The sequence below is a fragment of the Oceanicaulis sp. genome, assembly GCF_965284345.1.
Taxonomy (GTDB): Bacteria; Pseudomonadota; Alphaproteobacteria; order Caulobacterales; family Maricaulaceae; genus Oceanicaulis; species Oceanicaulis alexandrii_A.
This window is the reverse complement of record NZ_OZ260073.1, coordinates 1,666,304-1,691,305: the sequence shown is the minus strand read 5'-3', so window position 1 is coordinate 1,691,305 and position 25,002 is coordinate 1,666,304. Positions and strand designations below refer to the sequence as shown.

Annotated in this window: 24 protein-coding genes; 5 read left to right on the top strand and 19 right to left on the bottom strand. The window is 62.8% G+C overall.

What is annotated here, in order from left to right:
- Position 1: 1 nt before the first annotated feature.
- Entirely contained in the window at positions 2-1,003 is a 1,002-nt protein-coding gene (bioB, locus tag ACQ66J_RS08360; RefSeq protein ID WP_430431245.1) for a biotin synthase BioB, read from the bottom strand.
- Here bioB and ACQ66J_RS08355 point away from each other — a divergent pair.
- On the top strand, positions 1,002-1,445 hold the full coding sequence (locus ACQ66J_RS08355; RefSeq protein WP_430431244.1) for a VanZ family protein: 444 nt from the start codon (positions 1,002-1,004) through the stop codon (positions 1,443-1,445). The genes bioB and ACQ66J_RS08355 overlap by 2 nt on opposite strands.
- 50 nt (positions 1,446-1,495) lie before the next feature.
- Here the strand turns inward: ACQ66J_RS08355 and ACQ66J_RS08350 are convergent, their stop codons facing one another.
- The 8 genes from ACQ66J_RS08350 to ACQ66J_RS08315 form a co-directional block, all read right to left on the bottom strand.
- The gene (locus ACQ66J_RS08350) at positions 1,496-3,106 is read right to left on the bottom strand and encodes an alanine/glycine:cation symporter family protein (RefSeq protein WP_430431243.1); all 1,611 of its coding nucleotides are present in this window, start codon (positions 3,104-3,106) and stop codon (positions 1,496-1,498) included.
- A 118-nt stretch (positions 3,107-3,224) separates the two neighbouring features.
- The gene (locus tag ACQ66J_RS08345; protein WP_430431242.1) at positions 3,225-4,118 is read right to left on the bottom strand and encodes a dienelactone hydrolase family protein; all 894 of its coding nucleotides are present in this window, start codon (positions 4,116-4,118) and stop codon (positions 3,225-3,227) included.
- 79 nt (positions 4,119-4,197) lie between these two features.
- Positions 4,198-5,793 carry a bifunctional phosphoribosylaminoimidazolecarboxamide formyltransferase/IMP cyclohydrolase gene (gene purH, locus ACQ66J_RS08340; RefSeq protein WP_430431241.1) on the bottom strand — a complete coding sequence of 532 codons (1,596 nt, stop codon included), beginning with the start codon at positions 5,791-5,793 and terminating at the stop codon, positions 4,198-4,200.
- Between the two features lie 60 nt (positions 5,794-5,853).
- On the bottom strand, positions 5,854-7,803 hold the full coding sequence (locus ACQ66J_RS08335) for a polysaccharide biosynthesis protein (protein WP_375547580.1): 1,950 nt from the start codon (positions 7,801-7,803) through the stop codon (positions 5,854-5,856).
- 54 nt (positions 7,804-7,857) lie between these two features.
- A complete protein-coding gene (locus ACQ66J_RS08330; RefSeq protein WP_430431240.1) occupies positions 7,858-9,606 on the bottom strand; it encodes a heparinase II/III family protein in 1,749 nt (582 codons plus the stop codon).
- A 7-nt stretch (positions 9,607-9,613) separates the two neighbouring features.
- Positions 9,614-10,276 carry a ribulose-phosphate 3-epimerase gene (rpe, locus tag ACQ66J_RS08325; protein WP_430431239.1) on the bottom strand — a complete coding sequence of 221 codons (663 nt, stop codon included), beginning with the start codon at positions 10,274-10,276 and terminating at the stop codon, positions 9,614-9,616.
- A 138-nt stretch (positions 10,277-10,414) separates the two neighbouring features.
- The gene (locus tag ACQ66J_RS08320; protein ID WP_375547583.1) at positions 10,415-10,837 is read right to left on the bottom strand and encodes a glycine zipper family protein; all 423 of its coding nucleotides are present in this window, start codon (positions 10,835-10,837) and stop codon (positions 10,415-10,417) included.
- 41 nt (positions 10,838-10,878) lie between these two features.
- Entirely contained in the window at positions 10,879-11,322 is a 444-nt protein-coding gene (locus ACQ66J_RS08315; protein ID WP_430431238.1) for a hypothetical protein, read from the bottom strand.
- A gap of 187 nt (positions 11,323-11,509) precedes the next feature.
- Between ACQ66J_RS08315 and ACQ66J_RS08310 the strand changes: the two genes are divergently transcribed.
- On the top strand, positions 11,510-11,830 hold the full coding sequence (locus ACQ66J_RS08310; protein ID WP_273143845.1) for a winged helix-turn-helix transcriptional regulator: 321 nt from the start codon (positions 11,510-11,512) through the stop codon (positions 11,828-11,830).
- Positions 11,831-11,837: 7 nt separating this feature from the next.
- Here the strand turns inward: ACQ66J_RS08310 and ACQ66J_RS08305 are convergent, their stop codons facing one another.
- From ACQ66J_RS08305 to ACQ66J_RS08270, 8 genes are all read right to left on the bottom strand, one after another.
- Positions 11,838-12,866: a GlxA family transcriptional regulator gene (locus ACQ66J_RS08305; RefSeq protein WP_430431237.1), complete on the bottom strand. Its 1,029-nt coding sequence runs from the start codon at positions 12,864-12,866 to the stop codon at positions 11,838-11,840.
- 69 nt (positions 12,867-12,935) lie between these two features.
- Positions 12,936-14,378 (bottom strand): amidohydrolase family protein, encoded by a 1,443-nt coding sequence (locus ACQ66J_RS08300; protein ID WP_430431236.1) that lies wholly within the window; start codon positions 14,376-14,378, stop codon positions 12,936-12,938.
- 103 nt (positions 14,379-14,481) lie between these two features.
- Entirely contained in the window at positions 14,482-15,348 is an 867-nt protein-coding gene (locus ACQ66J_RS08295; RefSeq protein WP_430431235.1) for an EamA family transporter, read from the bottom strand.
- A gap of 14 nt (positions 15,349-15,362) precedes the next feature.
- On the bottom strand, positions 15,363-16,352 hold the full coding sequence (locus tag ACQ66J_RS08290; RefSeq protein ID WP_430431234.1) for a cyclase family protein: 990 nt from the start codon (positions 16,350-16,352) through the stop codon (positions 15,363-15,365).
- A gap of 38 nt (positions 16,353-16,390) precedes the next feature.
- Positions 16,391-16,990 carry a flavodoxin family protein gene (locus ACQ66J_RS08285; protein ID WP_430431233.1) on the bottom strand — a complete coding sequence of 200 codons (600 nt, stop codon included), beginning with the start codon at positions 16,988-16,990 and terminating at the stop codon, positions 16,391-16,393.
- A 103-nt stretch (positions 16,991-17,093) separates the two neighbouring features.
- Positions 17,094-17,987, bottom strand: a complete 894-nt coding sequence (locus tag ACQ66J_RS08280; RefSeq protein WP_430431232.1) for a LysR family transcriptional regulator — start codon at positions 17,985-17,987, stop codon at positions 17,094-17,096.
- Between the two features lie 66 nt (positions 17,988-18,053).
- Positions 18,054-18,524 (bottom strand): DUF1772 domain-containing protein, encoded by a 471-nt coding sequence (locus tag ACQ66J_RS08275; RefSeq protein ID WP_430431231.1) that lies wholly within the window; start codon positions 18,522-18,524, stop codon positions 18,054-18,056.
- A 19-nt stretch (positions 18,525-18,543) separates the two neighbouring features.
- A complete protein-coding gene (locus ACQ66J_RS08270; RefSeq protein ID WP_430431230.1) occupies positions 18,544-19,413 on the bottom strand; it encodes an NmrA family NAD(P)-binding protein in 870 nt (289 codons plus the stop codon).
- Positions 19,414-19,535: 122 nt separating this feature from the next.
- Here ACQ66J_RS08270 and ACQ66J_RS08265 point away from each other — a divergent pair, with 122 nt between their 5' ends.
- A complete protein-coding gene (locus tag ACQ66J_RS08265; RefSeq protein WP_430431229.1) occupies positions 19,536-20,132 on the top strand; it encodes a TetR/AcrR family transcriptional regulator in 597 nt (198 codons plus the stop codon).
- A complete protein-coding gene (locus ACQ66J_RS08260) occupies positions 20,129-20,593 on the top strand; it encodes an N-acetyltransferase family protein (RefSeq protein ID WP_430431228.1) in 465 nt (154 codons plus the stop codon). The genes ACQ66J_RS08265 and ACQ66J_RS08260 overlap by 4 nt, the downstream gene beginning before the upstream one ends.
- Here the strand turns inward: ACQ66J_RS08260 and ACQ66J_RS08255 are convergent.
- Positions 20,588-21,952, bottom strand: a complete 1,365-nt coding sequence (locus ACQ66J_RS08255; protein WP_430431227.1) for a dicarboxylate/amino acid:cation symporter — start codon at positions 21,950-21,952, stop codon at positions 20,588-20,590. The genes ACQ66J_RS08260 and ACQ66J_RS08255 overlap by 6 nt on opposite strands.
- A gap of 90 nt (positions 21,953-22,042) precedes the next feature.
- On the opposite strand from ACQ66J_RS08255, the gene ACQ66J_RS08250 reads away from it, so the two are divergent.
- A complete protein-coding gene (locus ACQ66J_RS08250; RefSeq protein ID WP_430431226.1) occupies positions 22,043-24,085 on the top strand; it encodes an ATP-binding protein in 2,043 nt (680 codons plus the stop codon).
- On the opposite strand, the gene hutG is transcribed toward ACQ66J_RS08250, so the two are convergent.
- On the bottom strand, positions 24,071-24,994 hold the full coding sequence (gene hutG / locus ACQ66J_RS08245) for a formimidoylglutamase (protein WP_430431225.1): 924 nt from the start codon (positions 24,992-24,994) through the stop codon (positions 24,071-24,073). The genes ACQ66J_RS08250 and hutG overlap by 15 nt on opposite strands.
- Between the last annotated feature and the right edge of the window lie 8 nt (positions 24,995-25,002).

Below are 25,002 nucleotides of genomic sequence, written 5' to 3'. Positions count from 1 at the left end.
GTCAGGCGCCCGCGCTCGCAAGCTCTGTTTGATCGGCTTTCAGGCCCAGATCAGACAACAGGGACGCATCCGTGTTCTCGTCCGGGTTCGGCGTGGTCAGCAGTTCATCGCCGACGAAAATCGACCCGGCGCCTGCCAGGAAGCACAGCGCCTGAAGCTCGCGTGACATGGTCTCGCGGCCTGCAGACAGACGCACCACGCTCTTGGGCATGATCAGGCGCGCCGTGGCGATGGCGCGGACGAAATCGAGCCCGTCCAGCGGTTGAGAGCCCGATAGCGGCGTCCCGTCCACATCCACCAAATGATTGACCGGCACGCTTTCAGGGTGAACCGGCAAGCTCGCCAGCTCCGCCAGAAGCCCGATCCGGTCCTCCTTGCTTTCGCCCATGCCGATAATGCCGCCGCAGCACGTCTTCATGCCCGCCGCGCGCACTTTCGACAGGGTGTCGATCCGGTCGTCCCAGGTGCGGGTGGTGATGATCTGCTTGTAGTATTCCGGCGAGGTGTCGAGATTGTGATTGTAGTAATCGAGCCCTGCTGCCGCCAGGCGCTCCGCCTGTCCGTCGCCCAGCATCCCGAGCGTCATGCAGGTCTCAAGCCCCATCGCTTTCACGCGGCGGATCATGTCGTGGATTTTCGGCTCGTCACGCTCTTTCAGCTCGCGCCAGGCGGCGCCCATGCAAAACCGGGTGGCGCCTTGATCTTTGGCCTCTTGCGCCTTTTTCTCGACCTCTTCGGGATCCATCAACTTGGACGCCTTAAGACCGGTGTCAAAATGGGCGGACTGATTGCAATAGCCGCAATCTTCCGCGCAGCCGCCGGTCTTGATCGACAGCAGGCGTGATTTCTGGACCGTATTTGGGCGATGGCCCTGGCGGTGCAGGCTTTGCGCGGCGAAGATCAGATCATTAAACGGCGCGTCATGGATGGCGGCGACCTCGGCGCGGGTCCAGTCATGACGCGGGACGGCCAATTGGTCGAGATCATTGAGAAGTTGGGACATGAGCGCCTCTGGACCTGTACAAAACGACGGCGACGGTAAGAAGCGGGGGGGCGCGCGGCAAGTCGCCAATCTCAGTCCGGGTGTGCGCCGCAGCGTTTTCGGAGCCGCGTGTCTGGCCGTCTTCACGATCGCCCTGCTGCCGGGGGAGCCAGGAGAACCGAGCCTGATCGGCTGGGACAAGCTGTCCCATATCATGGCCTTCATCGTTCTGACCGTGCTCTTGTTTGCAGCATGGCCGGCTATGACGCGCCGGACCGGCGCCCTTGGCTTGCTGACCTACGGCCTGGCGATCGAGCTGGGACAGAGCCTGACCGGCTGGGGCCGTACAGCGTCTCTGGCGGACCTCGTCGCCGATCTGATCGGAATCCTCATCGGACTGCTGGCGGCTGAGGCCCTGCAGCAGGCCTATGCCCGCGTTCTGCAAACCATCGCCCGATCATAAAAAAACCCCCGGCGCCGGACGCCGGGGGTTTTCTCAGTAGGTCAGGCGGATTATTCGCCCGGCTTGTTGTCAGGCTCGACCATTGACGGGTTGGAGCCCTGCCCTTCTTCGTCAGCCTTCTTGGTGTAGGCGATCACCACGCCAGACAGCAGCAATATGGCGATCAGGTTGGGCGCCGCCATGGCGGCGTTGGCGATGCCGCCGAACTTCCAGATGAAGTCCACCTGCTGCAGCGCGCCAAAGAACACCATCACCACCCACATCAGGCGGAACGGCTTGGTCGCCCAGTCACCGACCAGATAGGTCAGCGCCTGCTCGGCATAGTAGGACCAGCCCAGAATGGTGGTGAACGCGAACATTGTGAGGCAAACCGCGATCAGTATGCCGCCGAACGGAATGGCGCTTTCGCGGAACACGGCGGTCGTCACTTCAGACGCTTCCAGCTGAGATTGCCAAGCGAAGCCCACCGTATCGCCCCCGTTCGGATAAGCGCCCTGGACCACCAGGATCACCAGCGCCGTCATGGTACAGATCACAATGGTGTCGATGAACGTCCCCAGCATGGCGATTTCGCCCTGCCGCACTGGGGAATTGGTTTGCGAGGCGGCGTGAGCGATCGCCGTGGAGCCCTGACCCGCCTCATTGGAGAACAGCCCCCGCTCCACGCCGAACCGCAGCGCAATCATGATAGACGACCCCACAAAGCCGCCCGTGGCGGCAGTGCCGGTGAAGGCGTCCGTGAAGATCAAGCCGATCGCGCCTGGAAGCGCCGGGGCGTTGAGCGCCAGAATAAACATAGCGCTGATCAGATAAACCACCGCCATGAACGGCACGACCTTGCCGGCGAACGAGCCGATGGACTTGATGCCGCCGATGATCACGATGAACACCAGAATGGCCAGGATGAGGCCCGGCACCCAGTTGGCGATCATCACGGTGAAGGATTCCGCCGGCAGCTCGAAGGTCTGCCCTGAACGTTCCACGGACACAAGGCCGCCATTGGCCAGTGCATCCTGAACCGAGCAGGCCGAGGAATAGGCGTTGACGAACGCGCCGCCGATTTCCACCGCGCTGCGGCCCACCGAGATCTGGCAGGGGATGGAGTCAGAAAACGGCGCGGACGCCTCAGTCATCGCCTGGGTGATCGAGTTGGACTGGATCATGTTGCCGGTCGCGACAGCAGAAAACAGCGTTCCGACCGCAAACAAAACCGCCAGGAAGCCCCAAGGCTTACCCAGTCCGTTCTTGATGTAATACATCGGGCCGCCATGAACGCGGCCGTCCGGGTGGGTTTCGCGATAGCGCACCGCAAGGCTGGATTCAGCATAGGCCGCGGCCATGCCGACCAGCGCCGTGATCCACATCCAGAACACGGCCCCCGGGCCGCCCAGAGAGATCGCCGTCGCCACGCCGGCGAGATTGCCTGTACCTACCTGGCCGGACAGGGCCGTCGACAGAGCCTGCCACGGGGTGATGTCACCCGCGCCGCCGCCGCCCTTACGGCCGGCCCACAACTCGCCGAAGGCCGGGAAAAGCCGCCGCAGCGGCCGCAGCCGCAAACGGATCATGAAATACAGGCCGGTGCCGAGAAGGAGCAGGATCATCGGCCCGCCCCAAATCGCCGCGCTGACCTGGTCAACTAGCGCGTAAAACTGTTCCATTGGTGTCGCTCCCCGAACACAAAGTCGCCGCAGACATTAACGGGATGAGCGCGAAATCAAAGCGTTCCTTCAGCAATGACGGGTTACATGACCGTCATATTCTGAAGAATTGTGGATTTCAGGACGCGGTTTTTCGCGTGTCAGGGCTCTGTTCCAGCCGTCGGGACAGAAAATCCAGAAATCGTCCCTCGGTCTCTTGAGTCGCCTGGGCGTCATATCGCAACGTGGAGTCCGGATGATGATCCGGCTCATCGAAGGCGTGCGTCACCCCGCCCAGAACCGACCAGCTGACGGGGGCGCCGTGTTGCCTGGCGCGCATGAAGACGACCGAGGCGTCCGCCTCGCTGGCCATGGAATCACGTTCCACCAGCACCGCTTCCACTGGAATGGTATTCAGCCAGTCGTTGCGCACCGCCAGCGACGGCCCGCTGACATAAGGGTAAAACAGAAAGACGCCAGCCACGCCCGCAAACGGATGTTCCGGCGCATCCGCCAATCCATCGGGTTGGCGCTTCATCTGCGCCAGCGTCAGCGCGTCCAGAAGCGTCCAGCCGCCATGGCTCCACCCCGCCAGCGCCAGATGCTGCGGGTCGATCTTTTGATCGTGGCGCACAAGCTCCAGCGCGGCGTAGACATCAGCCGCCCGTTCACGGCCCCAGAGCTTGTGCCCTGTGCACACCTGGGCCAGCGCCTCTTCATAGGAGATGTTTCGGGCGCGAAGGCTGTCCACAATCACCGCCGCCACGCCGGACTTCACCGCCAGCGCGGCGTAATTCTCGGTGACCTGACGCACGCCGCCGCAGCCATGAAACAACAAGACGGCTGGAAACGGGCCGTCGCCCGGCGGATAGGACACCCGCACATATGGCTCGAGAAAGGCGACATGATCGGCGAAGGGCTTGCGCGCCAGATGCTGGCCGCGCAAGCGCCGATACAAAGACCAGGCGATGTGCAGCGCAAACGCCAGAACACCGGCGCCGACGACGGCCAGAACCCAGATCAGCTTGTCCATGAAGGCTCGCCCCTGATGATCATGATACAAGACCTAAGACCATCAGGGACGAACGCCAAGATCACAGCGTCAATCGCGTTTAATGACGGAAGTGACGCATGCCGGTGAAGACCATCGCCAGACCGGCTTCATCCGCCGCCGCGATCACTTCTTCATCCCGCACCGACCCGCCCGGCTGGATGATGCAGCGCGCGCCAGCCTTGGCCGCCTCCAGCAAACCATCAGGGAAGGGGAAGAAGGCGTCTGAGGCGCACGCGGAGTCAGCCGTGCGCGGTGCGTCCCAGCCATTTTCCTTGGCGGCGTCCTCGGCCTTGCGGGCGGCGAGGCGCACCGCTTCCACGCGAGACGTCTGGCCCATGCCGACGCCTGCGGTCGTGCCGCCTTTTGCGAAGACGATAGCGTTGGACTTCACGTGTTTGACCACGCGCCAGGCGAACAGCATGTCCGCCAGCTCTTCTTCGGTGGGCGCGCGTTTGGTGACCACTTTCAGGTCTTGAGCCAACACATGGCCGGTATCACGCTCCTGCACCAACAGGCCGCCGGCCACCGCTTTGGTCGTCCAGCCCGGCTGGGTGGGATCAGCCAGGGCGCCCGTCAGAAGCACGCGCACATTTTTCTTGGAGGACAGGATATCCAGCGCCGCTTCATCCGCATCCGGCGCGATCACGACCTCGGTGAAGATCTTGGTGATCGCATCAGCCGTCTTGGCGTCCAGCGTACGGTTGAAAGCGGCGATGCCGCCAAACGCAGAAATCGGATCGCCTGCGAACGCGCGCTCATAAGCGGTCGCCAGATCGTCCGCCGCCGCTGCGCCGCACGGATTGGCGTGCTTGATGATCACCGCTGCGGCGCGCTCTTCGGGATCAAACTCGCTGACCAGCTCGAACGCCGCATCAGCATCGGCGAGATTGTTGTAAGATAGCGCCTTGCCCTGAATCTGGCGCGCGGACACAACGCCGGGACGCTGCTCCGGCGCCTGATACAGCGCCGCATCCTGGTGCGGGTTTTCGCCATAACGCAGTTTTTCAAGCCGCGGTCCGCCAATGGTGAACCAGCTATGGGCGGGTTTTTCCACTTCCGGCTCGAACCGCGCGGCGATCGCGCTGTCATAAGCGGCGGTGCGGGCGAACGCCTTGCCCGCCAGATGCCGGCGCATCGCCAGCGTGGTCTGGCCGTGATGTTCAGCCATTACTTCGAGCACCTTGTCGAGATCGCGCATATCGGTGCAGACCGCCACATGATGGTGGTTCTTGGCGGCTGCGCGGATCATCGCCGGGCCCCCCACATCGATCTTCTGGATGCAGGCGTCGATATCGGCGCCGGAGCGTGCGGTTTCTTCAAACGGGTAAAGATTGACCACCAGAAGATCGATTTGAGGAATGCCATGCTCGGCCATCGCCGCCAGATCATCCTCATTGTCCCGGCGCGCCAGCAGCCCGCCATGAATGCGCGGGTGCAGGGTTTTCACCCGGCCATCCATCATTTCTGGATATTGGGTGACGCTGGAGACGTCACGCGCGTCCAGGCCAGCATCGCGCAGCGCCTGCAAGGTGCCGCCCGTCGACAAAAGCTCGACCCCGGCGTCAGCCAGCTTGGCGGCGCGCTCGGCGAGACCGGTCTTGTCGGAAACAGAAATCAGAGCCCGCTTGAGCGGGGCGAGGCCAGAAGCATCCATGGAAACGTCCTCCCATTCGGCGCTCTTCAATCTACGCCAGCAACGAAGACGGCCCCATTATCACGCGTCACGCGCGGCGGGAAGCGTCTGACTGATCGCCGCGACACCCTCGGGCCAGCCGGCTTCGATCACCAGATTAAGCCGGTTTCGCACCTGATCGTCATCACGGCGTTGCGCCGCGGCGATCAATTGCTCCAGGGCTGAGTCCACGCGAGTCAGATCCAGATTCGGCGTTTCTATGCGCATCACCCCTGGCGGTCCGGCCGGCGACACGCTCTCAAAGGCGTGGGTCAGCGCTTCGTGCAGCTTTTCACCGGGGCGCAAGCCGGTGAAGACGATCTTCACATCGCGCTCAGGCTCCAGCCCGCGCAACCTGATCAATTGCCGCGCCAATCGTGAAATCAGCACCGGTTCGCCCATATCCAGCAAAAAGATATCGCCGCCCGACAATCCGACCGCGCCCGCCTGGGCGCCAGCTTCCAGAACCAGGCCTGCGGCTTCTTCAACGGTCATGAAATACCGTGTGGTGTCGCTGTCGGTGACCGTGACCGGACCGCCTTCGGCGATCTGGCGCTCAAACAAAGGCACTACCGAGCCCGCCGATCCCAGCACATTGCCAAACCGCACGGAGGCGAGCTTCATGGGCTCGACCTTGTCGGCGGCGGCGGCCAGATACAGCTCCACCGCGCGCTTGCTGGCGCCCATGATCGAGCTGGGGTCCACCGCCTTGTCGGTCGAGATCGAGACCACGGCCTCCACCTCCGCTTCGGCGGCGGATTCCACCACGTTGCGGGTGCCCATCAGATTGGTGCGGACGGTCTCAGAGACATTGCCCTCCATCAAAGGCACATGCTTGAGCGCAGCGGCGTGCAGCACCACTTCGGGGCGCTCCTCGGCCATCAACACATCAAGGCCTTTGCGGTCCTTGATGTCGCCCAGAACCGAGCGCCAGCTGGGAGCGTCCTTCATGGTCTGCAAGACCATATCGATTTCGTAGAGATTGGGTTCGGCGGAATCGAGCAAGATCAGACGCTCCGGCCCCAGAGCCGCCGCCTGCCGAACCAGTTCGGACCCGATCGTTCCCCCCGCACCGGTGACCAGAACCCGTTTGCCCGCAATCAATCGCCGCGCGCCATCGCGCGACAGCGCGCGCGGCGGACGGGCCAGAAGGTCTGACGCCTCAACCGAGGTGAACCCCCGCGCGCCATTGCCGCCTCGGGCGCGGCTCAACTGAACACCCGTGCGTCCTGCGACGCGCGCCACTTCATTGACCAAGGTCGCATCAGGCATCGGATCAGCCAGCACGATGCGCACCGCGCCATCGCCCGCCAGGCGCTTCACCCGCAACACTGCACGCGTCAGCTTGTCAGGCCCGCCTTCGATTGGAATTCCGTACAGCGCCCGACCGCCCGCTTGGCCTTCGGTCTCCACAAGCGCGCGAAACCGGAAGCTCGGACCGGATGCGCGCCGCAGATGCGCCTTGAGAACATCCGCCAAATGCTCGCGGGCGCCGACAAGCACCGCCATGGGCGCGCTTTCATCGCCGCGCTGGACCAGCGACCGCAAATCGCCCGAACGCCAGGCCGCCGCCGCCACCCGCGGCGCGACCAGCAAAAAGACCAATAAGGGCGCGGACAGCGCGAAGGTCGAGCGCGGAAAATCCTCCAGCCGGTTCATCACGAAGAAGACGGGCAAGAAGATCAGGTGTGACAGCAGGACCGCCTGAATGATCGGCAACAGGTCCGGCATGGACATATGACGCCACAGCCCCCTGTGCACGCCGAGCCCCAGGAACACGGCGGCGCTGATCGGGGCGAACACGGCCGTCGCCAAGTATTCCAGCGCGCCCGGCGGTTCATTGTACTGAGAAAAGTGATACCGGATGACGAGGCTGGCGAACATGGCGCCCGCCGCCGCCAGCGTATCATAGAGCAGCACCAGGCTGGTGGTCAGCGCCACGCCCTTCATGGCGGACGGCGACTGAACCGCCTCTTCGGGTTTATCGCTCATATCGCCGGCTCCCCCCTCCGACAGCGAATTCGATCCGTGATCCGCCCGTCATGTTTAACCCGCCGCCCCCACGCGACCCAAACGCTGAAACGCCCATCTGACCCGGTTGGGAGGGCGCTCGCCGCCGCCATACGGCTCGGCCTCGCCCGAAACGACAAGCTGAGTCGAACGTTCGGGCTTCCCCCCGGCCGCCAGGTAGACGGACCGCTCCAGACGCACCGGGCCGCCATCGGTCCGGAACCGCCATCCATCACCATTACCCGCAACCAGAAGTGCGCTCAAGGAATCCCTTGAAAGTGACGCGCGAACGCTGGGATGCAGATGAAAGCGGATGGAGAAGCGATAGCGCAGTTCGGGATTGTCCGGCGCCCCGTCCTCGACAGGTCTGAACAGGCTGTCCTCACCGCGCAGATCTCCGCCGTCGGACGCCAGGAACAGCCGTCGACGCAACGACAATCCGAACTCGCGCCGATAGCCTTCATGGCTGGCTTCCAGCCAGACGCCCAAATCTTCTTCATTCCGCCGGGCTTTCACCGGCTCCGGTCCCGAAGCGACGCGCGGCCCCAAAAGTGATCGCCGCCAGCCTTGCGACAGAAGCCGCGTCGAGGAGGTTTCTTCCAGCGTCAGCACTGAATGCGCCGCCGTTGCGCGCACCGCTTCACGCCAGGTGCGCGGCTGATCCTCAGACCAGCCGCAATTGACCACAAGCCGACCACCCGGCGCGGCGAACTCAAACGCCAGCGCGCTCGCGTGCACATCAGCGGAGTGCGGCCCTGTGGGCGGACCCGCAGAATCCATGATCAATACGGCGCCGCCGGCTTGCACGCGGTTAAACCCGCTGTGCGGCGCTACATTGAAGCCGCGCCCCTCGCCGCCGCCCACATGCTTGAGCGCGGTTTCAATGGCTCGGGAATCGCCTTCGTCGCCGCCATGAAACACAGACAATCCACCGCCCGGCAAACGGCAAAACCGGATGAAGGCCGCCGCCCGGTCCATGGCGCGATTGACTTCATCGGACAAAGCGACGCTGCGCGCGTCCGCGGCCTGATCCAGCACGACAAGGGCGATCAGAACATCCGCAGTGACCCGCGGATTGCGGCTGGCGTGACCGCCATCAGGCAAGAGTTGCGCGGCCAGTTCATGATCCAGCGCCGCTTGCGCCCGCGCTTGCAGCCCCGCCGGCATATCCAGCGTCAGCACGGCCAGCCGCAAAGTGATCGCCGCAAAGAGCCGCGCTTTGTCCTGCGGCATCAAGGATAGACAGCGCGATAGCCGCAATGTCTGGCGAACCGCGGATTTGAGCCGTTTGGGCGTGTGCGCGTCGTCTGTGGAGAAGAGCGTGTCGCTCACCATCATCCAGGCCCACAAACGCCCTTCCAGAATATGCGGCTCCCAGCTGAACCAGTTCCACTTGCCAAAGCGTGTCAGCCAGTCATCGGCCAGCCGGCGCGCCATCAGCGGCGCTTCCGGGTCCTCGACCGCCAAAAGGTCAGCGAGCCAATCAAAACGGTGCAGGCTTTCTGCGAAGCGTTTGGAGGGCGCTGTGCGATCCCAGACAGAGTCCTGTTCAGGGATTTCCACGATCTCGCCAGCCAGGGCGAAACGGCCGCCCAGCAAAGCCGCGCCATAGGCCTTATCGCCTTTGACGAACACTCGGGGGGGCTTGCTCAAACTCTCAGGCGCTCGCTGGTTCTGCGTCAGCATGCGGTAGGGCGGCGCTGCATTGAGAAGATCTGACAGCTCCCGACGACCGCGCAACGCCAGGGCGGCGGCGAGTTCGCGGGTCTTGGCCTGGCGTTTCATCAAAGCCTCATGCGCCCCGCAAGGCGGCGATGTTCTGGGCGTAGGCGTCCGGGCCGCCTTTAAACACCGCCGACCCGGCGACCAGCGCGTCCGCACCGGCGGCCAGGCATTGCTGCGCCGTTTGCGGGTTCACCCCGCCATCCACCTCAATCATCGTGTCCAGGCCGCGACGATCAATGGTCTTTCGAAGCGTGTCGATCTTGCGCAGCTGGGAGCTGAGAAAGCTCTGCCCGCCAAAACCGGGATTGACGCTCATGATCAAGACCAGATCGAGCTCGTCCAGCACAAAGTCGATGCAATCCAGTGACGTGCCGGGGTTGAGCGCAGCCCCTGCTTTCACACCGTGGGTCTTGATCGATTGGACGGTGCGGTGAAAATGCGGTCCCGCTTCGGGATGCGCCGTGATCATGTCCGCCCCGGCGTCGACGAAATCGGCGATGTAGGCGTCCACCGGCGAGATCATCAAATGCACGTCGAAGGGCTTTTCAGACCAGGGCCGCAGGGCTTTCACCACCGCCGGGCCAATGGTCAGGTTCGGCACGAAATGCCCATCCATCACATCAATATGGATCCAGTCGGCGCCAGCGGCGTCAACGGTTTTGACTTCCTCCCCAAGGCGGGCGAAATCAGCCGAGAGAATCGAAGGGGAAATAATCGCGGAATGGGCCATGCTGATTGCGTATCAGCGGCCCGCTGGATGAGCAAGATGCGCCGTCCGTTTTCCCCGCGCTTGCGGCAGTTTGGTCTATCTGACGAGACAGCTCTGGAAGACGAGATCCCATCCCGCCCTCCAGAGCCGCTGCGGGTGTTACCCGATGGCGCGATGCCCGCGCAGACGCAAGCAATCCACAACCATCTGGCGGCGTTCGTCGCGCGTTTCGAGCGCCCCGCTCATCCCGCCGACGGCTGCACCCACAAGGGCGCCCGCCAAGGCGCCTTCGGTATCGGTGACATCGTCATCAGCAAGTCCGGCAAGCGCGCCGATCCCTGCGCCAATGGCCATATCGGTTCGCGTATCCGCGTTCATCAAGGCGCGTTCACGGGCCAGGGCCTGACAGGCCTGCAGATCCGCCTGGTAAGCGACCGAGCGGGGGCCATCCACAACCGGCGCGTAATCCGCGCCGCCGCCCGCACAGGCTCCCAGCGCCAGCGCCGCAACGCCCCCCGCCAACAGGGCGCACCCGCCCCGCAACGCGCACAAAGCCGTGCGCGCAGTCAAACTGCGTTTCATTCTGTCTCTCCTGAAGCATGGCCCCCTGTCGGGCCGGGTTGTTAAGCGGCGTCCGCGTTGGACATCCGCCCTCTGATGACAAGCACCACCACCGCGAAGGCGGGTAATGCGTCAAAACTCTCAACAAGGCTGATCGCCTGATGCAGCGCCGTTTCGGCCTGCGCCCATCCATGATGCACATGGACCCCAAGCAGGGTGAGATACGCCGCTGCAACACACAGGCTCAGCACCACCGCCCACCCCTGTCTGCAAATCAGCCCCGTGCCGGACGCCGCCGCCAGCAATGTGGCGACCAGCAAGAACGGCACGAAACCAGTCGCCCAGACTCCCTCGAGATAGGTGTAATCTCGCAGCACCAGCGGCCCTCCAGGGATCATCATCGCCAGGGTCAGGGTCAAAAACAGCAAGGCGAACCCTGCAGCCCTCAAGGCGGCTGCGCCCTTGGGCAATATCGGGACGATCGTCCTGACGATACTGTGCGCCATCTCGGCGTCTCCTGTAGTCTCCGCCCTCCCGGTTTTCCGGTGTTCAGGCGGAAGGGTTGACCAACCAGTTCAGGGAGAGCCCCCTGAAAGCTCGCCCTTCAGATTCGGGCGCCCGCTGCTACGTATTGTGTAGCAATATTTATCGCTACGCATTCCGTAGCGCAAGTGACCCTTTCGAGGTAAAATTGTGGCGAAACTGACTGAAACCTCGCGGCCCGTCCTGGCCCTGTTTGATGTGCTGGGTCAGAAATGGGTGCTGCGCATTATCTGGGAGCTGCGCAACGGCCCGCTGACCTTTCGCGAGCTGCGCGCCCAGTGCGATGAGATTTCGCCCACCGTGCTCAATCAGCGTCTGGCGCTTTTGAAAGACACGCTGCTGCTGGAAAGCACGGACGAAGGCTACAAACCCACCGCGCTCCTTGAAGAGCTGGGGCCGGTTTTGTACGCCTTGCGTGACTGGTCCAACAGCTGGGCGGAAATCCGCGTCGCGCACGGCCATGAGCTGTGACCTCATCTTACGCGTCCGCTCCCGCGCGGTTCGGGCGGAAGCGCTCCCGGTAGGACCGCACGGTCACCCCCAGATGCTTGTGAAACGCCCGGCGCATACGCTCGGCGGCGCCAAAGCCTGATTTGAGCGCAATGACGTCAATCGTGTCGTCAGACTGCTCGAGCCGCACCCGCGCATCCTGAAGGCGGGCCTGCTCCACATAAGCGGCGGGCGTCTCCCCCGTCTCACGCTTGAACTTGCGCGCGAAGCTGCGCTCGGACATGCAGGCCAATGTGGCGAGCTCGGCCACGTTCAGCTCATCGGTAAGATTTGAGAGGATGTGCTCAAGCGTACGGTTGATCGGGCCGTCATCAACCTGCTGAGCGACCAGCTGAGCGCTGAACTGCGCCTGACCGCCCGGACGCATCATGTACATGACGTTATAGCGCGCCACCTTGAGCGCCATGTCGTGCCCCCAGTCCGCTTCGACAAGCGCCAGGGCCAGATCCATGCCCGACGTCACCCCGGCCGAGGTCCAGTATTTGCCGTCGCGCACATAGATCGCATCCGCGTCCAGCTCGACCTCGGGATAGCGTTTCGCCATCACGGGGCACCACCACCAATGGGTTGAGGCGCGCTTGCCGTCCAGACGCCCCAGCTCCGCCAGGATGAAAGCGCCGGTGCAGATCGAAATCACGCGCGCGGCCTGCTGATCCGCCCAGGCCACAAATTCCATCAACCGTCGATCCTTGAGCGCGGCCTGGGTTCCATGTCCGCCGGCGATCATCAGGACATCAATGGGCAAACCACTGGCGCGCGCCTGCTCGAAGGTCATATCGGGGACCAGAGACAGGCCCGATGTGGTCCGGATCGGACTTGTCTCAGAAGCGACCAGGGTCAGCTCATACCCGCCCACGCCGCCATCCCGGAACAGTTTGACCCCGGAGAGCACCTCCATGGGACCGGTGATGTCCAGCACATGGGCGTCGGGATAAGCGACCATCACCACATGAAGGAGCGGCGTATCAGCGAGCGGGGGGTGAGCGGCGCGTGTCATGGGCTGATAGTGCGCCGGGAACGCGGAATTCGGAAAGCCTGCAAACACGCAGATTCCGCCAAACCGCTCCTATTGCCGGCCCAGCAAGATCGGCAGGACGTTCAAAACGCTGCGCAAGAGCGAGCCCTTGCCCGCAGCACGCTCCAGATCGTCAAGATCGGCGCGATCAAGCCAGACCCCGTTCACCATGACAGCGTCGGGGAACTCGACCACGGACACGTCACTGAGCGGGTCGCCGCTGACCAGCACCAGGTCAGCGCGCAATCCCGGCGCGATCCGGCCGCGATCGGTCAGCCCCAGAACCTGTGCGCCATTGGCGGTCGCGGTCTGCAGCGCCGCATGCGGGCTCAACCCCGACATCACCAGCAATTCAAGTTCACGCGTCATCGACCGGCCTGGAAGATTGGTGAAGATGCCCGCATCGGTGCCAGCGATGAGCGTCACGCCCGCGTCATGCATCATATCGGTGGCCTGACGATAGAACTGACGCCGCGCTTCTTCGCGAACGGCCGGGTCCTGACGCGCCCAATACGCGTACACATCCGCATCGATGCGCACATAGAGCGGGTTAAGGGTCTCCACCCCAGGACGCTCCAGATAGGCGCCGCCGGTTTCCGCCACCCGCACCAGATTGTCGTGGGCGATCAAGGTGGGCGTCACGACAACGCCGGCTTGGGCCATCTCGCCCGCCAGAACCTCCATGCGGTCCGCGTTCAGACGGTCGCGCAGGCCGTGCCAGACGATGGATTCGGTATGCTCAATGGTCAGAAACCCGTCATCGAGCACGCTCGTGAAAGGGATCAGAAAATCGCGCTCCAGAGGAATGCCCGGCTCGCGCACACCTTCGGGCGTATGGCCCGACACCGTCAGCCCCAGAGCGCGCGCTTCCTCCAGAATCCCCAAATAAGCGTCTTCGGTCAGGTTTGAATACACTTTCAGATGCCGGTAGCCCTGCTGGTGCTGGCGACGGACTGCGGCGCGCGCCTCCTCACCGGTCATCACCAGAACATGGTTCTGCTGGGCGTTCGGGCCGGGCGAGTTCAAAATCGGCCCAGTGGTCAGAAGCGTCGGCCCCAGAAGGGCGCCGTCCTCGATCCTGTCCGCCCAGCGCAAATGAACCGGCAGGCCGGCGACATTGCGCACGCTAGTGACGCCATGGGCGAGATACCCGGCCAGCTCCGGCATATCCCAGACATGCACATGGGCGTCGATCAGCCCGGGCAACAGGGTGCGGCCCGCGGCGTCAATGCGCTCAGCGCCTTCAAGGCGCGGATCGCCATCCAGAGCGCTATGAGGCGCGCGGTCAGCGATGACGCCGTCGATCACCAGAATATCCTGAGCCTCAAGCGCGTCAGGCTCGCCAGCGACCATGGAGACAAGACGCGCATTTTCAATGAGGATGGCGGGCGCCGGCTCACGGCCCGACATCTCAGCCGGCCAACGAAACGCGATCACCCAGATCAGTCCGGCGAGAACGCCCAGACCAACCAGCACCCCGAAGACAATCCGCATCTCGCTCTCCCGCCTGATACCCGACCAGTCTGGAGCGCAGGCGCGTGAAACGATAGTTCAGATTCGGACATTCTTGCTGAAAGCTCCGCCGAACGCGCCGGGCCTAGTCGCTCAATCGCGCGCGCAAGGGCGCAGACCGCCCTCCGGCCCAAACCCCGCCCAGCACCAGAGCCACGCCCGCCATCTGAACCAGGCTGAGGCTTTGGCCCAGGAGCACCCAACCGATCAGCACCGCCGTGAGAGGGCTGAGAAAGCCGAGCGTGGACACCGCAGCAGGATCAAGACGCTGAACGCCGCGAAACCATAGACCATAGGTCAGCGCCGCTCCGATGAGGCCAAGCCAGAGCAAGCCCGCAATCGCTTCACGATCAAGGGGCGGCAATGGCGGCTCAAGGAACCAAGCGAACGGCAGAAGCAGCATCCCCCCGGCAGCCAGTTGCCAGGCGGTGAAGGTCAGGAGCGGGGTGTCGCGCCGCCATTTCCGGCTCAATACTGTGCCTGTCGCCATCGACACTGCGCCGCCTAGCCCCGCGGCGACGCCGAGAGGATCAAGACCGGCGGCTGGCCCCAGGACCAGGCACGCCACGCCCAGCACGCCCGTGATCCCGCCCATCACCGCCAGACGCCGCACCGGCTGGTCCAGCACCACCCGCGCCAGTCCAATGACGATCAGCGCCTGTAGCGAGCCCATTGTCGCCGCCACGCCGCCGGGCAAGCGATAGGCGGCGACGAACAAGCAGGCCCAGAAAATGGCGAAATTGACCGCCCCCAGCACCGCCGCCTCGCCCCATTGCCGCCCGACCGGCAACCGGCGCAGGGCGACCAGCAACAGCAGACCGGCGGGCAAAGCGCGCAAGACGGCCAGGGTCAGAGGATAGCCCGCGGGCAGCATCTCGGTGGTGACGATATAGGTCGTCCCCCAGACCATGGGCGCGAGCCCGGTCAGGGTCAGGTCAAACAGGCGTGGCATGACGGGCTCCTCCCCTAGCGCAGCGGGAAGGCGAGCGGGCGCATCGGCGCGGCGTCAGCCCCGCGCAGGCGCAAACCACCGCCAATAAAGGCGAACTCATAGACCTGATCGCGCGCCAACGCTTCCAGGAACACGAGCTCGAGGATCGGCGCGCCTTGTTGCGCCAGCAGATAGGTATGCACCGGCACATAATTGGCCGGGTCCTCACTGGGGAACGCTTCAAAGCTGAGATTGTCGGCGCCGACGACCATGGCCCCGGCCTCCTCAATCAGGAAGCGGGCGGCCTCCATGCCAAGCCCGGGCGGGTTCTGCATGTATGCTTGGGCGTCTTCATATACCTGCATGCGGCCGGTGCGGATCAGAACCACATCGCCGTCCGCCAAAGTCACGTTCTGAGCGGCCAATGCGCCGACCAGCTCGCCCCGGCTGATCCGGTGACCGTCAGCAAGCTGATCAACCTCAAGAAACGCCGGCAGGTCAATCAACACGCCGCGCGCCACGATGGGCGGCAACGCCTCAGCTCCACCCACACGCCAGCCGCGATCGCCAAGATGCTCTTCAGCCGTGAAGCCGTTCCACACTTGCGCGTTCAGTCCGAAATGGACCAGGGCGTCGATATGGGTGCCGGTATGGGTGTACATCGACACCACCGCGCCCGTGTAGCTGACATGGTCGTTCATGGCGTGGCCCACCCCCAGCGGGTCATCCACGCCCGTACCGTGCGGGGTGTGGGTCATCCAGATCCGGTAGTGCGGGTCGCCGGCGGCCTGCCAGCTGGGCATGCCGATGAAATACTCCACAGACAGATCATAGGGCGCCGCGCCCGAGATCCGGCCCAGAATGGCGGCCTGGCTGGTCGGCGTCATCAGGTTGAGCCGTCCGATCTCATCGTCTGCCCCCCAAGGGCTCACGCCGACTTCAGGGAGGTCCGATTGCGCAGATGCAACGGCGCACAAGACTGCGGATAAAGCAGCGCCGATCAGCGCCGATGACAGGCGTGTCATAGTATTCTCCGTAAACTGAATAATTGAATGCAACCGCCTCAGGCAGGCTCTGCGATCTTCGCGCGACCTACGGCCATACGCTGCGCCAGCTCTGCGACGCGGGCGCCGAGCCTGGCCGCGGTCTCGCGATCCGCGGCGGGCGGGGCGAGATCCGGTCCTTGGTCATTATTGGCCTGGGCCATGGCGCCCAGCGATCCGCCGATACGATTGAGATCGTCCACACTGGCGGTCGAACTGTTATTGCCGGGCAACTGGTTGAGGCTCACCCACAACATGCCGTGCTGGGCCGCCAGCGTAGCGAGCTGGCTGAGCGTGGCGAACTTGTCGCCCGCTTGCGAACTGGAGACGGTGAAACCCGCCGCCAGCTTGTCCGCCCAACCCCGCGCCAGCCAGATGGCGGAGGTCTGGTCCATGAAGGTTTTAAACGGCCCCGAGACCGCGCCCATATAGGTTGGCGAGCCAAAAATGATCGCGTCTGAAGCCGCGAGCACAGCCCAGCGCTCAGCGTTCATGTCAGTGACGTCGATCAGCTCGGCCCGCGCGCCAGACTGGCGCTCAACCCCTTGAGCGACGGCCTCCGCGAGAACGCGGGTATGGCCGTAGCCGGTGTGATAGGCGATGGCGATTTGCGTGCGCATGGCGCTCTCCCGTGTGATAACGGGTCGAATCTTACTGATCGCCAAAAGTGAAATAATTAGGGATTCTGTTGATTCATATTTCACGTTTCGTGAAATATGAATCTCAGGCCTGCAGTGTCCTGAAATGCTCGACCAGGAAGTCGAGGAAGACCCTCACCTTGCGAGAGACCTCGCGCTGTTCAGGATAGACGGCGTATAGCGCCTGCGCTTCACCGCGCCACCCCGGCACAGCGTCGACCAGGGCGCCGGATGCAATCTCCTCACGCACATAAACATTGGGCAGAAGTGCAAGACCCAGCCCTTGCATCGCAGCGGACTTGAGCGCGATCGAATTGTTGATGCGCAGTCTTGGCTTGACCGAGACAGCTTGCATGCCGTCGGCGCTGAACAGCGGCCAGGTTTCCGGCGCGTCTGACCCGGCAAAAACCAAAGCGTCATGCGCGCTCAGATCCTGAGGTGATGCAGGATGCCCCCGAGCTTCCAGATAGCTCGGCGCCGCACAGACAATCCTGTCGAGATCGAGCAATTTGCGCGCTTTCAGGCTGGAATCCTGCAATAATCCTCCTCGGATCGCCAGATCGAACCCTCCGCTCACCAGGTCTACAACTTCGTCGCTCATATGCAGGTCGAGCAAAATGTCCGTGTACTGACGACAGAAGTCTGGCAAGGCGTCAGACAGGGTCGTTAATCCCATCGACATTGGCGCTGACACTTTCAGCCGCCCGCGCGGGCTCGTGGCTTCGGCGCGCACCTGCTCGTCAGCTTCCGCCAGCGCATCCAGCACAGCGCAAGCCTGCTGATAATAGGCCGCGCCCGAATCGGTAAGGTTCAGAGAGCGGGTGGTGCGCACGATCAACTGCACGCCTAGCCGGGCTTCGAGATCTTTGACCGCCTTGCTGACCGCAGCGTTTGAGACGCCCAGATCCCGCGCAGCCGCGCTGAAGCCGTTACATTCGACCACCCGCCGGAAAACCTCCAGCGTCAGTAAACGGTCCATGGCTCCGCCCCTGCTAGATGCGCCTCAATCGTGAGCCTGGATGATCGCCCATACTTGATGATGCACTCAAGTCAGCATCGTCAAAGCCGTCAAGAAGGCGGCAAAGCTCAATGTCGTCCCCAGGGTGCGGATATGGTTCCAGGCGGTCCAGACGCGCTGATAACGTTGCCAGACATCTTCCGCACCGCCACTGGCTTCAAGCGCCTTGTTCATCGGCACATTCGCCAAAAGCGTAATGCCGAAGACCAGCACGGCGTAAACGCCCACGCCCAGACCGATAAGCCAACGAACAGCTGTCGGCGCCGCATCCGGCGCCCACCAGGCAAGCCCGGCCGCAAACGGGATGATGAGGAAAAAGCTGGTCAGAAAGACTGATCGCAACACCGTCCGGTTCAGACCGATCATGCCAGCCGCGCCGGCGCCGGGCGCGGCCTGAGACAGGCCGCGCATGATGAAATCTGAAAACGCCAGGAACACGCCAGCGGTCAGGCCTGTCGCCAGAACCAGCCCCGCGAGCAAGATACCATACACAGTCATCTCCACCTCCAGCATCGCTCTAGACCTGCTCCGCCGCCAACCAGACACCGCGGGCGGCGGTCTTGCGGGCGTAAGTTTCGAAATCCGTGGCGGGGCGACCCAGCGCCCGCTGCACACCGTCGCTGACATGCGCGTTGCGGCCGTCAAAGACCGTGGTGAACAAGTAATCCATCAACCACACCACATCTGACGGCGCTCCGGCTGCTTTTGCACCGTCCAGAAAGGCCCCATGAGGGATCTCAACGAAGTCTATGGTCCGGCCCGTGGCGTCTGACAGAGCTGCGGCCACATCCTTGAACGTCATCAAGCGAGGACCCGTGACCTCATAGATCTCGCCGTCATGGCCAGGCTGGGTCAGAGCCGCAACCGCCACCTCGGCGATATCATCGGCGTCCACGAAGGGCTCAGGCGTATCGCCAGCGGGCAGTGTGAGTTGACCGGCGCGCACCATGTCGACGAATGCGCCTTCAGAGAAATTCTGATTGAACCAGCTGGCGCGCACCACGCTCGCTTCCAGCCCGCTATTGAGCACGATCCGCTCACACGCCTGCGCTTCAGCTTCCCCGCGGCCCGACAACAGAACCAGGCGTTGCACGCCCTGCTTCGCCGCGGCGTCCACAAACCGCGTGATCGTCGAGACGGCGCCGGGGACCGCCAGATCCGGCGCATAAGCGATGTAGACCGCCTTCACCCCGTCCAGCGCCTCAGGCCAAGTGTCAGGCTGGTTCCAGTCAAAGGGAATGTCCGCCCGCCGCGAGCCCAGACGGATGGGGTGGCCCTGCGCGGCCAGCACTTGCGCCACGCGGGCGCCGGTCTTGCCGGTCGCGCCCGTGACCAGAATGGGAGAGGTGCGCGTGAACGCACGGCGGACTGCGTTGAAAATAGCCATGTCATGCTCCTGGCGTCACTTGACGCGATGTAAACTTTACACTGCGTCAAGTAGGCGTCTCTTGACACGATGTCAAGCGCAATCAAATGTGCCCCAATCTTTCAGCTGACGGAGTCGCCGCAATGGCCGACGCACCGGACACCCGCACAAAAATCCTGGACGCCTGTCACACGCTGCTCATCAGCGATGACGGCGGCTCGACCCGGATGAGCGACATCGCCAAAGCCGCCGGGCTCAGCCGACAGGCGGTGTATCTGCACTTCAAAACGCGGGCGGAGCTTTTGATCGCCCTGACGCGCCACATTGACGAGGTGGAGGATGTGGCGGCCCGGCTGGCGCCCAGCCGCGCCGCCAAATCCGGCCTTGAAAGGCTGGACGCCTATATCGAGGCCTGGGGCGGATACATCCCGGTCATTTATCCCGTGGGACGCGCTCTGATGGCGATGGCCCCCGGCGATGAGGCGGCGGACCTGGCCTGGACTGATCGCATGACCGCCATGCGTCAGGGCTGCGACGCGGCGATCAACGCCCTCGCAGCAGATGGCGATCTGCGCCCCGAACTGAACGCCCAAACGGCGGCGGAGCTGCTTTGGGCTTTGTTGTCCGTACGTAATTGGGAAGCGCTGACTCAAAGCTGCGGCTGGCCGCAAGCGAAGTATCTGCATCACATGAAAGCGCTGACCCGCAGCTATCTGTGTTCACAGGAGGCCGCATCATGACGTCTGATGCTCTCACCTTTCGTCGCGCCAGACGCGACGATCTCGAAGCGATCATCGCTCTGCTCGCCGATGATGACCTTGGGCAGAGCCGAGAGCGTGTCAGCACACCCACTGATCCGGCCTATCTGTCCGCGTTTGACGCCATCCAGTCCGATCCCAACCAGCTCCTCGCCATACTGGAAGACGATGCGGGCGTGGCGGGATGCCTGCAGATCAGTTTCATCCCAGGTCTATCGCGCCTGGGGATGTGGCGCGGTCAGATCGAAAGCGTTCGCATCGCCCGGCGACGACGGGGCGACGGGCTGGGCCGCACCATGATTGAGTGGGCGATCGAGCAATGCCGCATCAAACACTGCGGACTGGTGCAACTGACCTCTGACAAGACGCGCACAGACGCTTTGAGGTTTTACGAAAGCTTGGGCTTCGTTAGCAGCCATGAAGGGCTGAAGCTCGCTCTATGACGCGGACGCATTCGTTCGCGCAGGTTCAGGCAACGGATCTTCTTTCACATCCTCAAGCCAGCGGTCCATCACCACGCAGGCGGTGAGATCGCCAGTGACGTTCACCGCCGTCCGGCACATGTCGAGAATGCGGTCCACACCCAGCAAGATCGCTACGCCCGCAGCCGGGATGCCCATGCCTTGCAGGATGGTGGCGAGGATGATGATGCCCACGCCCGGTGTCGACGGGCTGCCGATGCTGGCGCCCACCACGGTGATCACCAGCAGCGCGAACTGCGCGACGCTAAGGTCCACGCCGAACAGCTGGGCGATGAACAGGGCCGCCACCACCTGATAAAGCGCCGTGCCGTCCATATTCACAGTCGCGCCCAGCGGAATGACGAAGCGCGCGATCGGCGGCGAAACCTTGAGCCTGTCTTCGGCGACCCGCAGTGAGAGCGGCATGGTCGCCGCCGAGCTGGAGGTCGAGAACGCCAAAAGCTGCGCATCGACGATCTTGCCAGCGAACGCAAATGGAATGCGGCGTCCCAGCACCAGCACGATCACAAGATAGCAGGCGAGCAAGGCGGCGAGCCCGATCAGAACCGAGACGATATAGGCCGACAAGCCGATCAAGGCGTCGAATCCGGCCCGGATGACGAAATCAGAGATCAAGCCCAGTACGGCGATGGGCGCCAGGCGCATGGCCCAGCCGATGATCTTCATCGCCACTTCCTGAACGGTCTGCAGCAGGCGGCTGAGCGGTTCGGACCGGTCCGGCCCGATGATCGACATCGCTACGCCAATGAACAAGGCGTAGACCACGATCTGCAGCATGTTGCCGGTCAGCATGGCGTTATCAATGTTGGCGGGCACCAGATTGGCGATCTGTGCGGGCGCCGACATCAATTCGGAAGGCGCCTCCAGAAGCGCCTCGCCAGTCCCGCCTGCTTCGGTCATCGCGGCGTCTGAAAAGCGCTCACCGTCAATATATCGGCCTGGCTTGATCAAAGTCGCTACGGCGGCGCCCAACATCACAGCAAGGGTGGTCGTGCCGACAAAATACGGCGCGATGCGAAATCCCACCTTGCGCAGAAACGCCGGATCTCCCGCCGATGTCAGGCCCAGAATGATCGAGCTGATGATCAGCGGGATGACCACCATCTGGATGACGTTGAGGAAGATCTGACCCGGCAGGCGCAGCCATTCCGCCAGATGCTCCGCCGCTGCGGGCTCCAGCGAGAGCGGTCCTTCAGTCTGCGGCGAGAGCAGCAATCCGACGCCGACGCCCATGACCATGGCCACAAGAATCTGCGCCCACAGGCGCGATTCGATCAGGCCTCGGATATCGCGCACCCGCAAATTGCGCCGAACATTCATGAGCGACCCTCTAACTCCCCTTCTTCATTAGCGGGTTCCGTCGCGTGCGCCTAGCAGGTCCCGCCTCGCAATCTGGACATGACTTCTCGCATGATCATCGCTCGCGTTCACACCGTCTCACACGAATGCTTAGGAACGCTTTTACCTATTCCACCTCAAGCTGTGGCTCACCCGTGCAGGATGAAGTTGATGGACCTGAACAGACTGATCGAACATGCACCGGGATTGATAGGGACAGCCTCGCTTGATGGCCATTTCGTCTCTCTCAACCCCCGTTGGTCTGAAGTTCTGGGCTATGACCACGCTGACCTTGAAGGCCTGAGCTTTCTCGACTTTGTGCATCCTGAGGATATCGCTGACACCTTGCTGGCCGTTCAAGCCCTGGCAAGCGGCCAAGCCGTCTGTCACTTCGTCAATCGCTATCGCCGCTCAGATGGGGGCTACACCTCGATTGAGTGGCATTCGTCATTGGGTGAAGATTCGCTGATCTATTTCTTTGCCTTTGAAGTCAACGAACGCGTTGAAATTCAAGAAGAACTTCAAAATTCTCGGGACCGTCTGGCGCAGGTGGCCGAGATCGCCGGCATTGGCGGCTGGGAAGTCGACCTGCAGGCGATGTGCGCGCGTTGGGATGATCAGACCTGCCGAATCCACGACGTGGAGCCCGGCTTCACGCCTGCGCTTGAAGACGCCATCAATTTCTATGCCCCCGAAGCGCGTGACATGGTCGCCGAGGTCGTTCAGCGAGGCATTGATCAAGGGACTGGCTGGGACTTTGAAGCCCCGTTGATCACCGCAAAGGGGCGACGCATCTGGGTGCGCGCCAGCGGAATCGCTTATCAAGAAGATGGCGTGACGATCAAACTGGCTGGCGTGTTCCAGGATATTACCGAAACCAAGAAACACGCCCTGATGCTGGAACAAGCGCTCAAGCGCGCAGAGGATTTGCAGGCTAAGGCGGAAAGCGCCAGCAAGGCCGCCGACGCCGCCAATCAGGCCAAATCCCGGTTCCTCGCCAATATGAGCCATGAAATCCGCACACCGCTGAACGGTATGCTGGGGATGAGCCAGCTGCTCAAGCGCAGCCCTGAACTTCAAGGCGTGCAGCGCAAGCATGTCGAAATCTTGCAAGAATCCGGTCAGATCCTGAAAGTGTTGATCGACGACATCCTCGATATTTCAAGGATTGAAGCGGGTGAGTTGGGACTGGAGCAAACCCTCTTCCAGCTTGATGAACTCATTCTGACCACAGCCTCCATAACTGAACTATCGGCCGCCCAGAAGGGACTCACGTTCAATCTAGACTGGACCAAAGAGCCTTCTGTCATGCGACTGGGCGACGCGAAAAGACTGCAGCAGGTTCTGATCAACCTGCTGGGCAACGCCATCAAGTTCACCGACTCCGGTGAAGTGTCATTGAGCGTGAGAAGCGGTCCTGGTGATCAGATGAGATTCGAAGTCTGCGACACAGGACCGGGTCTGGCGGCTGAGGAACACGAGCACATTTTCCGCAGATTCAGTCAGGTGGATGAATCTGAGTGCAAACGCCATGATGGCGTTGGTCTCGGTCTCGCGATCAGTAAAGAGCTTGTGGAGCTGGCTGGGGGGTCCATCGGTGTTACGTCCCGGCCCGGCGAAGGCGCGGCGTTCTGGTTCGAATGGCCGCTGCCTCAGGCGAGCCAATCCAATCGGAGAGCCAAAGTGCGCACGCCCCGCCCCTTGACGCACGCTACGATTTCATCGGGTCCGCCCCTCAAAATCCTGATCGCCGAGGACAAGCTGAGCAATTACGAAGTCCTCAAAGCGGCGCTGGAACAAGACGGCTACAGCATTGAACGGGCGCATTCTGGCCTGGAAGCAATAGAAAAAACAAAACTTTGGCAACCCGACTTGATCATGATGGACATCCATATGCCGCTCATGTCGGGGGATGAAGCCATCGAGACAATCTGGCTCCAATCCGGGCGAAAAAGCCCCGCGGTCATTGCTGTCACAGCCGACGCCACCGCGCGCACGTGCAAGCGCGTTCAGGATCTGGGCGTGTCGCATATTTTTTTGAAGCCATACGACATTCAAGAGATCACGCAAACTGCAAGGCTCGTGCTTCACACGCAACGCTCACACGCTCATTAACAAGCGGCGCGCCAATAAAGCGGCGGTCTTCGCCGTCACCCCGTCCTGATCATAAGCGGGGCAAAGCTCCACCAGATCGGCAAGCGCCAGACGGTCGCCCGCTCTTTCGAGGACAAAGCCCACAATCTGTTCAATCGTCGCCAGCGGCACGCCCCGCGCCGCGGGCGCGCTGACGCCCGGCGCCTGACAATGGCTGAGCACATCAATATCTATCGTCAGATACACCCGATCATTACGCGCGATCAGCTCGGATATGGCTCTATTCGCCGCCAGCGGATCCGCGATCAGATCATGATCCCGCACCAGCCCGACGCCCCAGTCTTGCGCGCGCTTGAACAAAGCCTGGGTATTCGCCTCTTGCGCATAGCCCACGCACAGATAGTCAAACCGTTCAGGATCAAGCGCCCGGATTTGTGCGAAGGGCGTTCCGGACGAGCCGCCCGCTTCGCCCGGTAAACGCAGATCCAGATGAGCGTCCAGATTGAGAATGCCGATCCGCGCGTCTCGATAGCGCTTGCGCAAGCCCTGATAGGACGCGAAGGCGGTTTCATGCCCGCCGCCTAAGACCACCAGCCGGTCATGAAGGCTGAGCGCGTCAGCGATCGCGTTGGCGAGGGTGTCTTGCCCCGCTTCCAGCGCATCACCCGTCACCACCACATCGCCGAGGTCTGAGAACGCCAGGGCGTTCTGAGGCGCTGCGAGATTCGCAAGCGCCTGCCTGAGGGCGGCAGGGCCGTCCTTGGCGCCGACCCGTCCCTTGTTGCGCTTCACGCCTGCGTCACATGCAAACCCGATGACGGCGCGCTTGGCGTCCGGTGTCACAAGCTGATGCAGACGGATCGCATCGGATCCGTCCTCAGGGTCCAACCGACCCGTCCACTCTGGCGCTTGGGTGCGGGTGACGCTCATGCAACGCT

Coding starts and splice junctions, on each gene's coding strand:
- ACQ66J_RS08355 (WP_430431244.1), top strand. CDS start 1,002: ATGAGCGCCTCTGGACCTGTACAAAACGACGGCGACGGTAAGAAGCGG.
- bioB (WP_430431245.1), bottom strand. CDS start 1,003: ATGTCCCAACTTCTCAATGATCTCGACCAATTGGCCGTCCCGCGTCAT.
- ACQ66J_RS08350 (WP_430431243.1), bottom strand. CDS start 3,106: ATGGAACAGTTTTACGCGCTAGTTGACCAGGTCAGCGCGGCGATTTGG.
- ACQ66J_RS08345 (WP_430431242.1), bottom strand. CDS start 4,118: ATGGACAAGCTGATCTGGGTTCTGGCCGTCGTCGGCGCCGGTGTTCTG.
- purH (WP_430431241.1), bottom strand. CDS start 5,793: ATGGATGCTTCTGGCCTCGCCCCGCTCAAGCGGGCTCTGATTTCTGTT.
- ACQ66J_RS08335 (WP_375547580.1), bottom strand. CDS start 7,803: ATGAGCGATAAACCCGAAGAGGCGGTTCAGTCGCCGTCCGCCATGAAG.
- ACQ66J_RS08330 (WP_430431240.1), bottom strand. CDS start 9,606: ATGAAACGCCAGGCCAAGACCCGCGAACTCGCCGCCGCCCTGGCGTTG.
- rpe (WP_430431239.1), bottom strand. CDS start 10,276: ATGGCCCATTCCGCGATTATTTCCCCTTCGATTCTCTCGGCTGATTTC.
- ACQ66J_RS08320 (WP_375547583.1), bottom strand. CDS start 10,837: ATGAAACGCAGTTTGACTGCGCGCACGGCTTTGTGCGCGTTGCGGGGC.
- ACQ66J_RS08315 (WP_430431238.1), bottom strand. CDS start 11,322: ATGGCGCACAGTATCGTCAGGACGATCGTCCCGATATTGCCCAAGGGC.
- ACQ66J_RS08305 (WP_430431237.1), bottom strand. CDS start 12,866: ATGACACGCGCCGCTCACCCCCCGCTCGCTGATACGCCGCTCCTTCAT.
- ACQ66J_RS08300 (WP_430431236.1), bottom strand. CDS start 14,378: ATGCGGATTGTCTTCGGGGTGCTGGTTGGTCTGGGCGTTCTCGCCGGA.
- ACQ66J_RS08295 (WP_430431235.1), bottom strand. CDS start 15,348: ATGCCACGCCTGTTTGACCTGACCCTGACCGGGCTCGCGCCCATGGTC.
- ACQ66J_RS08290 (WP_430431234.1), bottom strand. CDS start 16,352: ATGACACGCCTGTCATCGGCGCTGATCGGCGCTGCTTTATCCGCAGTC.
- ACQ66J_RS08285 (WP_430431233.1), bottom strand. CDS start 16,990: ATGCGCACGCAAATCGCCATCGCCTATCACACCGGCTACGGCCATACC.
- ACQ66J_RS08280 (WP_430431232.1), bottom strand. CDS start 17,987: ATGGACCGTTTACTGACGCTGGAGGTTTTCCGGCGGGTGGTCGAATGT.
- ACQ66J_RS08275 (WP_430431231.1), bottom strand. CDS start 18,524: ATGACTGTGTATGGTATCTTGCTCGCGGGGCTGGTTCTGGCGACAGGC.
- ACQ66J_RS08270 (WP_430431230.1), bottom strand. CDS start 19,413: ATGGCTATTTTCAACGCAGTCCGCCGTGCGTTCACGCGCACCTCTCCC.
- ACQ66J_RS08265 (WP_430431229.1), top strand. CDS start 19,536: ATGGCCGACGCACCGGACACCCGCACAAAAATCCTGGACGCCTGTCAC.
- ACQ66J_RS08260 (WP_430431228.1), top strand. CDS start 20,129: ATGACGTCTGATGCTCTCACCTTTCGTCGCGCCAGACGCGACGATCTC.
- ACQ66J_RS08255 (WP_430431227.1), bottom strand. CDS start 21,952: ATGAATGTTCGGCGCAATTTGCGGGTGCGCGATATCCGAGGCCTGATC.
- ACQ66J_RS08250 (WP_430431226.1), top strand. CDS start 22,043: ATGATCATCGCTCGCGTTCACACCGTCTCACACGAATGCTTAGGAACG.
- hutG (WP_430431225.1), bottom strand. CDS start 24,994: ATGAGCGTCACCCGCACCCAAGCGCCAGAGTGGACGGGTCGGTTGGAC.